Genomic DNA, 13,419 nt, shown 5'->3' with positions numbered 1-13,419 from the left:
TCGACGGCAAGCATGGTTGAAGAACGCGCAGCGAGTTTCGGTGCGGCCAACATAAAAACTATGTCAAGGAGACGGATAGATGAAAGTGCGTCATCGCAATTTAATGATTAGTAGTGCAATATTTATGGCGACGATTGGAACGGCCAGTGCGCAATCGAGCGTTACGCTCTCCGGACTGCTCGGCATGGGGGTGTCATACACCAGCAATGCCGGAGCCGGTGGTGGTGCGCAGTATCAAGCGACGAACACGCATGCAGTGCCATTCATTGCGATGACAGGGAAGGAGGTCATCGATAGCGACACTTCGGCCATTTTCCGCTTAAGCCGCTATGTGTTCCTCAACAACGGCATGGATCTGCCGTATGAGAGTTACGTTGGCTTGAGCTCGGCAAGCAGGGGCACGCTGACGATTGGTTCGATGTATGACTTGCTGGCAGACCTCGTGCCGTTCACGTCGGAGCGATTTACATCGCTTCTCGCAACCCACCCGGGCAATCTCGACAGGACGGTCGGCAATGCGCTGAACAACTCCATCAAGTACAAATCGCCGATTTATGGCGGCTTTCAGTTTGGCGCAATGTACGGTTTCGGGCAATCGACGTCGACGACCAACACCGGGCGGGTGGTCGGCGCGGAAGTCAATTTCACGGCAGGGCCGTGGCAATCCATCGCGGTTTGGGAGTCGGTCAACGGCGTGCCGTACACCCCTGGCACAAGGCTCGGTGTGTCATCTCTGTATGGGGTAAATTTTTCGGCGGCACCGAACACGTTGATCCATCAGCGGCAGAACACTGGCACGCTCGGCATGGCATATGCCAACGACGGCTGGCGTGTGATGGGTAACTACAGTTACACGCGCTTATCGGCGCTGGGTGATTCCGCTACCGCGCAGACGATCGATGTGGGGGCCTATAAGTACGTGACGCAGCGGCTGCGGCTCGGTGGCGGCTATTCGTACACCAAGCTCGAATCATATAAGTGGAATCAGTTTCATGCGCATGCCGACTATGCGCTTTCCAAACGCACGAGCCTGTATGTGCTTGGCGTGCTCCAGCTTGCCGGGGCCGGGCAGCGGGCGGTAATGCGCAACCAGGCGCCCGCGGCTGGCCCGCATCAGGTGGAGATCGAGGCTGGTATCACGCATTTCTTTTGACGGCCGGCGCGGCTCGGCCGATATCGCAGGGTTCGTCAGTTGATGGAGAGAACGTAATGCAGTGGGATGTCATCGTGATTGGCGGCGGGCCGTCGGGCTTGACGGTCGCGGCTGAGTTGGCCGGGGCCGGCGCCAGAACGCTGGTGCTGGAGCGCAGGACCGCCGGCGTGCAATCGCGCGCCGGCACGCTCTTGCCGCGTGTGCTTGAATTGTTCGATGCGCGCGGCATCGCCGATCGATTTATCGAGAAGACGCGTGAAATCGCTCCTTATCCCTTTCGGCCGACCCATATATGGGCAGGTTTTCATCCGATCGAGTGGAAACATCTCGAAACGCGTTTTGGCTTCACGCTTGGCCTGCCACAGAACTTGACGGAGGAAATTCTGTGGGAATGGGCCACGGAGTGTGGCGCGGTCATTGAGCGCGGCGCCGAGTTCCGTGATATCCGTGAGGACGCCGACGGCCTTGAAATCGACGTGATGTTCGGCGACGGCACGATAGGCACACGCCGGGCACGTTATCTGGTCGGCGCGGATGGCGGGCGCAGCGCAGTGCGAAAAAGGATCGACCTGCCGTTCGACGGGCATGCGGGCACGTTTCGCGGCATCGTAGTCGATGCGTTTTTGGAGGCCCCATGGCCGAGCGGGCGCATCAACGTCGACAACGAAATGGGCTGGGTTCGCGGTTATACGTTCGGCAAGGGTGTAACGCGCTTCAATATCGTGCATCGCGAGCGGCGTCATGCGCCGAGGGACGAACCGGTCACGCTGGACGAGGTGCTGCAGTGCATTCGCGACGTGCACGGCACCGACTACGGCATTACGTCCTACCGTTGGGCTTCGCGCTTCGACGACCAGATGCGGGCAGTGCCGACGTTGCGCCGAGGACGCGTGTTTCTGGTCGGCGAGTCCGCACGCATCCATTATCCGTCCAGCGGTGTGGGTATGAATTTCTGTCTCCAGGACGCGTTCAATCTGGGCTGGAAGCTGGCCAATGTGGTGAAAGGCGTGGCCGACGAAGCGACGCTCGACACCTATGATGCCGAGCGTATGCCGGTTATGCGTCGCTTGCTCGACAGCGTGAGGGCGCAATGCGCGCTGCAATTCAATTTTTCGCCCGAGGCGGTGGCACTCAAGCGGCGAATGCAGGCTGAATTTATTCCGCTGACCGACGTTCAGCGCAAGCTGGTGCTGGAACTGTGCGGACTCGAGATCCCCTATCCCAGCGACGCGGGCAGCCATCCACTGGTCGGGTATTGCTGTCCCGACGTCGACTTGATGCTGCTCGACGGCAAGTCAGTGGCGCTGACCGAGACCCTACGTCAGCGTCACTTCATCTTGCTTGACCTGGAAGGCTTTGGCCGTCAGTTTGAAACGCTCGACGTTCGGGGGTTGCCGGTGACCGTGCTGCAAGCGCGCGTGGCGCGCATTCCGGCGGCACTCGAAGGTGTGAAGGGGCTGTTGGTGCGCCCCGACGGCTATGTGGCGTGGGCTAGCGACAACACGGTGAAAGCTGGCGAAGTCGTGGAGCAGCTGGGTAAGTGGCTAAGGAGGTGAGCACATGAACGAACAACGCATGCTTCTGAGCGGCGGCTGGATCGTGAGCATGGACGAGGCTATCGGCGATCTGCTCGAAGGCGACCTCCTGGTCGAGGGCGAGCGCATCGTCGCGGTCGCGCCGCGCATTGATGCGCCAGATGCCGAGCGCATCGACGCATGTGGAATGATTGTCCTGCCGGGCTTCGTCGATACGCATCGCCACACGTGGCAAAGTTGCGTTCGGCATCGGTATGCAGACATCGATCCCCAGATCTATTTTGCCGAGATGCTGGGCGCCAAGGGAGCGGCATTCCGGCCCGAGGACGTCTACACGGGTACGCTGCTCGGCGCGGTTTCCGCTCTCGAAGGCGGGATCACCACCATGCTCGATTGGTCGCACGTGCAGAACTCGCCGGAGCACGCGGACGCCGCGATCCTGGCGCTGCGCGACGCCAACATTCGTGGTGTTTTTGCGCACGGCTGGCCGCTGGTCGATGGTGGGTCCTGGATGTTCGACAGCAGGCGCGGGCATCCGCCCGACATTCGGCGCTTGCGCGAGCGCTTCTTTTCATCTGACGATCAATTGCTCACCCTCGCGATGGCGGCGCGGGGGCCAGAGATGGCCCAGCGCGACGTTTGGCTTGCTGATTTACGGCTGGCCCGTGAACTTGCCATTCGCTCCAGCATTCACATGGGCGCCTATGCGCGTAATGCGCCGGTGCGTGCGATCGCCCAGATGCATGCGGCCGGCATGCTCGGCGAGGATCTGACATTCGTGCATTGCTGCTTTTCCGGAGCGGACGAAATCGCGATGATGGCCGATGCCGGCGTCAGCGCGTCGCTTGGAGTGCATTGCGAGTTGAATGCGCAGGGCATTGGCGACATCCCGCTCGACCGCTTGCTCGCCGCAGGTGTCCGCCCGAGTCTGAGCGGAGACACTGAGACGAAGTGCTCGGGCGACATGTTTACGCAGATGCGACACGCGTTCGCATATTACCGGTCGTGGATGGGAGGCGGGCATTCCCGGGTGCCCAACGCTCCAGCTACGCTAACGCTGCGCGAAGTGCTCGAGTTCGCCACTGTCGCGGGCGCGCGGGCAAACGGTCTTCACCATAAGGTCGGCTCGCTGACACCAGGCAAGCAGGCAGACATCGTCATGATCCGCGGTGACGACCTTAATCTCGCACCGGTTTCCGACGCCATCGGTGCGGTCGTGCTGGCGGCGCATCCGGGCAATGTGGATTCTGTCTTTGTGGCGGGTCGTGCAGTCAAGCGTCATGGCCGAATGGTCGGTATCGACCTTGAACGTCTGCGTCAACGGGCGCGGGCTTCCCAACGGTACGTTCTGGGGCTGCGATGAACGACATCCATCCAGCGCAGGCACTCGATGCCGAACTGTCCGCCATCGTGACGGCGCGTGCCGCATCGAACAGTCCGCCGCCATTCTCCGGCACACCGGAGCAGGCGCGCGAACGCATGCGGCTTGCCGTCATGACCGCGCGCCAACGGGTCGCCATGCCGGTCGTTGGCGCCGTGGAGGATGCGGTCGCGGTTGACATTGTGCGAGGCGCTACGAGGCATGTTCCTGTGCGCATTTACCGGCCGCAGGACACGCCGATGCCTTTGCCAACGACAGTGTTTTTTCATGGCGGCGGATTCGTGTTGGGCAGCGTTGAGCTTATGGACGACATTGCACGCAAGCTCTGCCGGGACACTCACACCGTGGTTGTGTCCGTGGACTACCGGCTTGCGCCGGAGCATCCATTCCCGGCCGCTCATGACGATGCGCTGGCCGCGGTGCGCTGGGTAATTCGTCACGTGGACCACCTTGGCGGGGACGCGTCGCGCATCGCTGTCGCTGGCGAAAGCGCGGGCGCCAACCTGGCTACTTCAACGGCGTGGGAGCTGCGCGGCGCAGATCGGCGCCTGGCCGCGCAGTTGCTGGTCGTGCCCGGCGTGGATATGGCAAGAGACGTGGCTCGTATCGAGGCGACGCGCACCGACTTTCCAATGTTGTCCACGAACGATTTACGCGAGATCGCGAGACTTTACATGGGTGCGGCAAAAGCACGCGCCACCGAATGTCCACCGTCGCCGCTGCGGGCGGCTGACCTCGCCGGTATGCCACCGGCGCTCGTTGCCGTTGCCGGTCATGATCCATTGCACGATGAGGGAATCGCTTACGCCAAGCGTTTGGAGTCCGACGGTGTGCCGGTTGAACTTTTTCTCTTCGAGGACATGTTTCATACCTTCTTCGGCTTGTTCGAGGCATCGGCATCGGCGCGCCGAGCCAGCGATGCGATCTGCCACGCCTTCGCAGCCTGGATAGATCGTCATGCCTTGCCGGCCACCTGACAGTGGCATGACAGAGCCGATCGTACTTACTGTTTTCAGGAGTGGTTATGCGTTACGTTTCATTTCTCCATAATGACAAGCCCACCTTGGGCGTTCGCGAGGGCGATGCGATCCGGATCGTTGGCGAGGAGGCGCTCGAGTCTCTGCTCGCTCGCGGAGTCGATCTGACTGTGCACGGGCGGACGCGGTCAGGTCAAGCCTCCATAACTGCGGAAGGTCTCACGTTCCTGCCGCCGCTGACGTGCCCGCCGAAGATTATCTGCGCGGGCCTGAACTATGCCGATCACACCAAGGAGAGCAAATATGAGCAACCAGACTACCCGACCATCTTTTTCCGTGTGGCGACCAGTCTGGTAGCGCATGGGCAACCTCTGGTACGTCCGGCGGTACCAGACAGCGAGGGCCTTGACTTCGAGGGGGAGATCGCCGCTATTCTCGGCAAAGGTGGGCGCCATATCCGCCCGGAAGACGCGCTTGCCTATGTTGCCGGTTACACGCTATTCAATGACGCCTCCGTGCGTGAATACCAATTCAAGTCGCCGCAATGGACAGTTGGCAAGAATTTTGACCGTACCGGAGGGTTCGGCCCCGATCTGGTCACTGCCGATGAACTGCCGCCTGGGGTGAAGGGGTTACGTCTCGAGACTCGCTTGAACGGCAAAGTGGTGCAATCGGCAAGCACCGATGACATGCTATTCGACGTGGCGAGCCTGATCAGCATCGTGAGCCGGGCGATGACGCTGGAGGCGGGAGACGTGATTGTCACCGGCACGCCATCAGGCATTGGCTGGGCGCGTACACCGAAGCTATTGATGCGGCATGGCGATGTGTGCGAGGTGAGCGTCGAAGGTATTGGAACGCTGCGCAATCCAATTGCCGACGAGATCAAACGCTGATTCGAGGAATTGCCATGCGACAAGAATCACGCTTTCAAGCGGCCGCGGCGGTACATTCCATTGACCATTTTGCATTGAACGTACCGTCCCTGGCCGACGCTCACCGGTTCTTCGAGTCCTTCGGCCTGGATGTCGACCCGGCGTCGGGACAGATCGCCGGGCTGGAATTGCGCGCTGCGGATGGCCATCGCTGGGCACGCCTGTTGGCCGCGTCAAATAAGTCACTGGCTTACTTGTGCTTTAACGGTTATGCGGCCGATCTTCCGGTGCTTCGGACGCAGGTGATTGCGGCGGGGGGTACGAATATTTCTCCGGCGCTCGGTGATGCAGGTGCGGGATTTTGGTTCCACGATCCTGACGGCAATCTCATTCAGGTCCGCGCCGGAAAAAAAACCAGCCCGGACTGTAAAGTGCCTCATGTCAGCGCAGGTGCCGCAGCCGATACGCGCGGTGCCTGCACCCGCGCCGAGGCCCCCCGCGTGCGGCCCAGGCGACTATCGCATGTACTGCTTTTCACGACAGACGTATTGCGTGCGGTAGCTTTCTACGAGCGTGCACTGGGGCTGAGGCTGTCCGATAAGTCGGGCGATTTGATTGCCTTTACCCATGCGCCCCATGGTTGCGATCATCATTTGGTTGCTTTTGCCAAGAGCAGTGCGCGCGGCTGGCACCATTCGTCATGGGACGTCGCGAGTGTGGACATGGTCGGCCAGGGTGCGGCACAAATGGCCGCTGCCGGCTACGCGAGGGGGTGGGGAACCGGAAGGCATGTGCTCGGGGCCAACTATTTCCATTACGTCGAGGACCCGTGGGGCTCGTTTTGCGAGTATTCGGCCGACATTGACTTCATATCCGCTGGGCGAGACTGGCCAGCAGGAGACTTTCTACCAGAAGATTCGCTCTATCTGTGGGGACCGCCCGTACCAGAAAATTTCGTGCGAAACACAGAGGTGTGACCATCGCCCAACCTGCGCTTGCGCCTTGCCATTGGCCATCGCAGTCGATTGGCATGGCGCCAAGCAAGAAAAAAGGGTCTCTGGCGAAGACGATGCGGAGTGGTGCCGACAAGCAACCTGTTTGGCAACCCCATGAAACCCGCTAACCATCACCCCGATCGCGTGACCCGCACCGGCACGGACTTGTATGAAGGCGTGCCGCTTTCCTTGTCGAAGTAATCAAGCGGCACCAACACGTTGGCTTCCGGATAGTAGGCGGCCACCGAGCCTTGCGCGATGCTGTAGGCGATGGCGGTGATTTTCTCCAGGCGCAGCGGCCGGCCCGTCACGACGGTTTCGATGTCGACCAGGTCGCCATGTTCAAGGCCGCGCTCGGCGAGGTCGGCTTCGTTCATGAAGAGTACGTCGCGCCGGCCGAAGACGCCGCGGTAGCGGTCGTCCATCGCGTAGATGGTGGTGTTGTATTGGTCATGGCTGCGGATCGTAATGAGGCGCAGCACTTCGTCGGCGCCGTAGACATCGGCGTCTTCCTTGACGCCCCCGAACACCGAGAACATGGCCTTGCCCGACGGAGTGGGCCACACGCGTTCGGTCGGCGGCAACGGCAGGCGGAACCCGCCGGGGATTCTGATGCGGGCGTTGTACGAGTCGAAGCCCGGCACGGTCTGTTCGATAACATCGCGGATTTTGTCGTAGTCGGCGACCAATGCCGGCCATGCCACTTTGCTGTGCGGCAACGTCGCGCTGGCCATGCCGGCGACGATGGCCGGCTCGGAGCGCAGTTGCTCGGAGGCGGGCGGCAGCTTGCCGGCGGAGGCGTGCACCATCGACATCGAATCTTCGACAGTGATCGATTGACGCATGCCGCCTTGCAGGTCGAGCTCGGTGCGGCCCAGGCAGGGCAGTACGTAGGTTTCCCTGGCGACCAGCAGATGCGAGCGATTGAGCTTGGTGCCCACGTGTACGCTCAGGTCGAGCTTGCCCATCGCGGCAAACGATTGCCCCGCGTCGGGCAGTGCCACCGCGAAGTTGCCGCCCAGGCAGATCAGGGCCTTGGCCGAGCCGTCGATCATCGCCTGCATGGTCCGCACGGCGTCGTGCCCGTGCGTCGCCGGTGGCTTGAAGCCGAACACGTCCTCGATACGTTGGAGGAACGCGGCGGAAGGTTTTTCGGTGATGCCGACGGTGCGATTGCCCTGCACGTTCGAGTGGCCGCGCAACGGGCAGATGCCGGCGCCGGGTTTGCCGAAATTGCCGCGCAACAGCAGCAGGTCGGCGATCAGGCGGACGTTTGCAGTGCCGCGGTTGTGCTGGGTGATGCCCATGCCATAAGTGACGATGGTCGCATTCGATTTGGCATAGGCGGCCGCGACTTGCTCCAGTTCGCCGCGGGCCAGTCCGCTGACGGTTTCGATGTCGGCCCAGGTGGTTGTCGCCAGGTCGGCGGCGAAGGCGTCGAATCCTTGGGTGTGCTCGGCAATGAATGCATGATCGAGCACGTTGCCGTGCGCCGCGTCCATGGCCAGCAGCGCCTTCATGATGCCTTTGAGGGCGGCTGCATCGCCGCCGGCATCGACCTGGTAGTAGGTCGATGCGATGCGGGTCGAGCCGTAGGTCGCCATCTCGACGACATTCTGCGGATCGGCGAAGCGCTCCAGCGCTCGCTCGCGCAGCGGATTGAAGACGATGATGGGCACGCCCCGGCGCGAGGCCTCGTGCAGCGTGCCCATCATGCGCGGGTGATTGGTGCCGGGGTTATGCCCGATCGAGATGATGAGTTCGGCGGCGTCGAAGTCGTCGAGCGAGACGGTGCCCTTGCCGATGCCGATCGATTGCGGCAGCCCCACGCTGGTCGGCTCGTGACACATGTTCGAGCAATCGGGGAAATTGTTGGTGCCGTATTCGCGCGCAAACAACTGAAAGAGGTAGGCCGCTTCGTTCGACGCCCGGCCGGACGTATAGAACTCGACCTGATCGGGCGAGGGCAGGCCCCGCAGGATCTCGCCGATGCGGGCAAACGCCGCTTCCCACTCGACGGCACGGAAGGTGTCGGTGGCGCGATCGTAGACCAGCGGGTGGGTGAGCCGGCCAAGATCTTCCAGCTCGTAATCGGATCGCCGCAGCAGCGAAGACACTGTGTGGCGTTCGAAAAAATCCGGTCCGACCCGCTTGCTGGTCGCTTCCCAGGTGACCGCCTTGGCACCGTTCTCGCAGAACTGGAAGGTCGACCTATGCTCTTTGTCGGGCCATGCGCAGCCGGGGCAATCGAAGCCGTCGGGCTGGTTGGTGCGCAGCAGGGTGATCGGTGCGCCGAGCCCTTCCATTTGTTGCCGGATCGCCTGCGCGGTGGCTCGCAGCGCGCCCCATCCGCCGGCGGGGGCGTCATAGCGCCGGATGCCCGGCACGTCGCGTCGTTTGGTCATTTTGCACTCCATAAGGAGCCCCGGTATTTGTTGGGGCCTGGATGACGGCCCATGTAGGCGTACCTCGGAGACCGTTTGCTGTACCAGTATAGACAGAACGAGTGCGCAGCGCGCAGCACGGATCGTGCCGTGGCTGAGTCACACTGGGCAGAAGCGCTTTGGCGGCCGAGGCGCGGTTGGTTACGATCGCTCCCGAAGTGTATTTCCCCGCGCCTCTGCGAACACCGGCGGGCGCCGGGCCAAAGAGCGCGATGCGACAATGGACGAAGCATAAACAACGGGAAACCCTATCCGCTCATCGCGCCCAGCACACCGATGATCTCCTCGGCGAGCATCACGCTTGCAAGACCCCGCCCGAGCTTTGCGCGGCGAACCAGCGAGAGTACGTTCTTGCTGAAGGCGCGATCGCGGATCTGACGGTAGGTGAGGACCTCCTGGCGATACTCCTCGACGATGTCGAACTTGCTGAGAAAGGCAATGCTTTCGCCGGCGGCTGCGAGTCGCTTCATCGTCTCGATCGAATTGGTGCGGAAGGCCGGCTCGACGCTGAGGCCAGCCTCGGCGAAAGTGTCGGCGACGATGCCATGGATCAGCATGGAGCGATCCGGGAAGATGAGCGGGTAAGACGCGCAATAGGCCAGCGGAATGGATTCCATGCGTGCCAGCGCATGGCTCGGAGAAATCACGGCGCCCAAGCGCGTGTCCATTTCCCAGAGGGTTTCGAGTTGGGGCGAGGGCGGCAGATTGAAGCCCAGGCCAAGATCGGCGTCGCCGCTGGCGATCGCATCCAGGATTTCAAGCACCGGCATCACCCGAATGGAAAGTTTTATGTGGGGATGTTGCGCGCAGAAGTGTGTCGCGGCGGTCGAGGCGATACCACTGGCCAGGCCAGTCATGGTGGCAATGATCACTTCGCCCTTTTCCAGCGCTTTCAGATCCCGTATCTCGGCTTCGACCTGGCGGTACGCCGATAAGGTGCTGCGCACGTGAGCCAGAAGAATTTCTCCTGCCGCTGTTGGCCGCAGCCCGCGCGGCAGGCGCTCGAACAAGGGCTCGCCGATGGTCTCTTCGAGCAGCAGGACGTGCTTGCTGATGGCCGACGGGGCGACGTGCAGTTTTTCGCCGGCCGCGCGGATGGAACCGCAGCGTGCGACTTCGTCGATGTAGCGCAGAAGGCGTGAGTGGAGCATGGCGATGGATCCTGAGTGAAACCGTAGCGTACTCGAAAAATGCACATTATGTGCTTAAAACATCGCTTTTCAGAAACGGTTAATTGGGTTTTCATTACGCCAGTCGCCCTGGTTGGCGACGGGATCTGAAAGAGCCGAACCCGCGCTCGTCCCGCTTTGCCGCACGCGGGGTTTAGCCTCGGTCTGACGGATGGGTTCGCTGCCGAGCCGCGGCAAACAGGCTCGTGCCAATTGATGAGAGAGAGACAAGCCATGTACCAAGAAATCACCGAGAGAAATGCCTCGGCATCCGCGCAACGCGATCAGGTTGCCGCCCACTACGATCAGGTGAGGGCAATTTTCGACATCCTGAACGGGAAAAAGGAAGCGGATTTGCTGCTGAGGAATCTGAACATCCTGGATGTGCACAGCGAAACCGTGTACCAGGGCTCGATTCTGGTTTATGACAAGCGCATCGTCGCCCTGAATCCCGACGAGACGGCCATCAAGGTGCGTCAGGTGTTCGATGGCGAGGGGCTGTATGCGATTCCCGGGCTGATCGACGCGCACGTTCACTTCGACGCGCAACTGGCGCATCCCGCCGCGTTCGGCGAGGCGATCGTTCCTTGCGGCACGACCACCATTTTTTCCGAATGCCTGGATTTCGTAAGCGCGGCCGGAGCCGAGGCGGTGCCGGCGACCGCGCAACTGTTCAAGCACCACGAGCGCTTGCCGTATCGCGTGTATGCGTTTGCGCCCGGCAAGAAAACCTCGGTGGAGGTCACCGATGCGCTGTTGAAGATGGAACCGGTGATCGGCCTGGGCGAGCTCGCGCACCTGACCTACAGCGTGGGCAATGACGACGATTTCCGCAAGTCCGCGTTGGGGCGCGCCAAGGGCGGCTTCATGAACACGCATTGGGGCGTGACCACGCTGTCGGACATGATGCTGAACTACATGCCCGCGATCGGCGCGTTTGCCAATCACGATGTCTGGAAGGAAGACGACATCGAGAAAAGCGTTCGCTATGGTCTGCAGACGCAGATCAAGTTTGGCGTCGGCAGCGCCGAAGTGATCAAGATCATGTTGCGCGCGATCGTCAAGCGCAAGTGGCCCGCCGAGAATTTCCAACTGTGCGCGGACAATATTTCGGTCGATCGCTTGCTGACCAAGGGCCATATGGATTGGGTCGTCTCGTTGTGTGCCGAAATGGGCATCGATCCGATTCAGGCGATCAAAATGGCCACGCTTTATACGGCGCGGGCATTTCGCATGGACAACAAGTTTGGCTCGCTCACACCCGGGCGCTTCGCCGATATCGTGCTGACCGACAGCCTGTCGAAAATCAATCCGCGCTTTGTCTTCAAGGATGGCGAGCTGGTGGCCAAAGACCGCCAGATGCTCAAGCACGCCGATATCGACTATTCCGGCATGGTGAAGGAGCCGGTGCCGGGACTTGGCAACCTGAGCCCGGCAGAACTCGAGCTGCTGCCGCTGGAGATTTCAGCCGACGGCAAGCAGGCCAAGGTGTATCTGTTCGACGTCTACGGCCGGGGTCACGAAAAGTTCTATCAGGAAGTCTGGGTGCCGGTGCGGGACGGAAAAATCGTCCCTGAAGTCGGCGGCGTCACGCTCAATCGCATCGCGGTGGTGCAGCGCTATGCCAACGGCAAGCGCCATGTGGTCAATGGACTGTTCAAGGGGGTGCGCATCGATCGCGGCGCCGTGGCGACGTTCTGGCCGGCTCCCAAGGCTTATTTCGTAGCGGTCGGGCAAGACAGCGAGGAAATGTGCCACTGTCTGAAACAGATCGATGCCCAGGTCGGCGGCTGCGTCGTCACCGAAAACAAGGCGGTCAAGGCCTTGCTGCCGTTGGACATTTACGGCGTGATGGCCAACATGAGCCTGTCCGAGTTGGTCGCGGCGACACGCGCCATCGACGCGGCGTTGGAGGCGATGGGCAATCGCAATGAGGGCGAGCCGGTGGTGAACAAGCTCCTGACGTTGTTCATTTCGCTGGATCGTTTCGGGTTCATGGTGTGAGGCCAGCCCGATAACAGGAGGAGGCCGGCGGGTACCATAATGACCGGCCGGCTGCGGGAGCCCGAGCGCCGCTGTGCGTCCGGGTTGCCGATAAGAGCGCGGCGCCCCACGATAAAAAGAGGCGACCGGATTCGCAAAAAAACAAGGAAGACAACCGAGAGACAATCATGGCGCACCATGAACGAGACGCGGAAATCATCGATACCGGCAGCCTGACGCGGCGCTGGATCACATACACCGCCGGAATTTACATACTGACACTGGGGATCAGTCTGGCGATCAGAGCCGGCATTGGCATTTCGCCCCAGAGCAGCCTGACCCGCACCATGACCCTGGTGTACACGTCCTTGAGCCAGGGGACATACAACTTTATGCTTGAGTTGTTCATGCTGTTCCTGACCTATCTGGTGTTGCGCAAGGACTTTAAAGCGAAGGATTTGACTTCGTTGATCCCGGCATTCGTGCTGGCGTCGTGCCTGAATCTGAACCTGATGCTGACCCGCTCGATCGGGTTTCAGGACTACTTCCTGAAATTGTCTTTACTGGCGTTCGCGGACGCCTTGACCGCATTCGGCCTGTTCCTGATGATTCGAGCGAATCTCGTGCTCATGCCGATCGACATGTTCGTCAATGCGATATTCAGGCGCACCGGATGGAAATGGGGAAACATCAAGACCACTTTCGATTGCACGCTGCTGGTGGTCAGCGCCACGATTGGTTTCGTATGCCTGGGGGAGCCTAAGTTCATCCGGGAAGGCACTTTCATGAATGCCATTCTGGTGGGGCAGTACATCAAGCTCTACTTCTTTCTGTTCAAGAAAATCAAGGCCGCGAAAGCGTTGCATCACCAGCGCGCGCTGGAGCACCGGCCGAACTAACCCACTTG

The 13,419-nt window shown here is 61.1% G+C and carries 10 protein-coding genes; 8 read left to right on the top strand and 2 right to left on the bottom strand.

The features are described from left to right. Nucleotides 1-79: 79 nt before the first annotated feature. The 6 genes from PATSB16_RS13690 to PATSB16_RS13665 all read left to right on the top strand — a co-directional run bounded on the left by PATSB16_RS13690 (nt 80) and on the right by PATSB16_RS13665 (nt 6,898). Nucleotides 80-1,153: a porin gene (locus PATSB16_RS13690; RefSeq protein ID WP_072628651.1), complete on the top strand. Its 1,074-nt coding sequence runs from the start codon at nt 80-82 to the stop codon at nt 1,151-1,153. Nucleotides 1,154-1,209: 56 nt separating this feature from the next. After that, entirely contained in the window at nt 1,210-2,709 is a 1,500-nt protein-coding gene (locus PATSB16_RS13685; RefSeq protein ID WP_047214673.1) for an FAD-dependent monooxygenase, read from the top strand. A 4-nt stretch (nt 2,710-2,713) separates the two neighbouring features. Further along, nucleotides 2,714-4,051 carry an amidohydrolase family protein gene (locus PATSB16_RS13680; protein ID WP_047214671.1) on the top strand — a complete coding sequence of 446 codons (1,338 nt, stop codon included), beginning with the start codon at nt 2,714-2,716 and terminating at the stop codon, nt 4,049-4,051. A gap of 116 nt (nt 4,052-4,167) precedes the next feature. Then, nucleotides 4,168-5,046, top strand: coding sequence for an alpha/beta hydrolase (locus PATSB16_RS13675; protein ID WP_237170233.1), 879 nt, complete (start codon nt 4,168-4,170; stop codon nt 5,044-5,046). A 47-nt stretch (nt 5,047-5,093) separates the two neighbouring features. After that, nucleotides 5,094-5,942 (top strand): fumarylacetoacetate hydrolase family protein, encoded by an 849-nt coding sequence (locus PATSB16_RS13670; protein WP_047214668.1) that lies wholly within the window; start codon nt 5,094-5,096, stop codon nt 5,940-5,942. A 14-nt stretch (nt 5,943-5,956) separates the two neighbouring features. Then, nucleotides 5,957-6,898, top strand: coding sequence for a VOC family protein (locus PATSB16_RS13665; RefSeq protein WP_047214666.1), 942 nt, complete (start codon nt 5,957-5,959; stop codon nt 6,896-6,898). 149 nt (nt 6,899-7,047) lie between these two features. On the opposite strand, the gene PATSB16_RS13660 is transcribed toward PATSB16_RS13665, so the two are convergent. Together PATSB16_RS13660 and PATSB16_RS13655 are read right to left on the bottom strand one after the other, a co-directional pair. Further along, complete coding sequence (locus PATSB16_RS13660; RefSeq protein ID WP_047214665.1) at nt 7,048-9,321, bottom strand: FdhF/YdeP family oxidoreductase; 2,274 nt, start codon at nt 9,319-9,321, stop codon at nt 7,048-7,050. A 287-nt stretch (nt 9,322-9,608) separates the two neighbouring features. Next, entirely contained in the window at nt 9,609-10,511 is a 903-nt protein-coding gene (locus PATSB16_RS13655) for a LysR family transcriptional regulator (protein WP_047214663.1), read from the bottom strand. Nucleotides 10,512-10,763: 252 nt separating this feature from the next. Here PATSB16_RS13655 and PATSB16_RS13650 point away from each other — a divergent pair, with 252 nt between their 5' ends. Together PATSB16_RS13650 and PATSB16_RS13645 are read left to right on the top strand one after the other, a co-directional pair. Next, nucleotides 10,764-12,533 carry an adenine deaminase C-terminal domain-containing protein gene (locus PATSB16_RS13650; protein WP_237170232.1) on the top strand — a complete coding sequence of 590 codons (1,770 nt, stop codon included), beginning with the start codon at nt 10,764-10,766 and terminating at the stop codon, nt 12,531-12,533. 167 nt (nt 12,534-12,700) lie between these two features. Further along, the gene (locus tag PATSB16_RS13645; protein ID WP_047214661.1) at nt 12,701-13,411 is read left to right on the top strand and encodes a YczE/YyaS/YitT family protein; all 711 of its coding nucleotides are present in this window, start codon (nt 12,701-12,703) and stop codon (nt 13,409-13,411) included. Nucleotides 13,412-13,419 lie beyond the last annotated feature (8 nt).

The organism is Pandoraea thiooxydans (assembly GCF_001931675.1).
GTDB classification, from domain to species: domain Bacteria; phylum Pseudomonadota; class Gammaproteobacteria; order Burkholderiales; family Burkholderiaceae; genus Pandoraea; species Pandoraea thiooxydans.
Note: the sequence above shows the minus strand (reverse complement) of the source record. Positions and strands in the feature narration are given on the sequence as shown.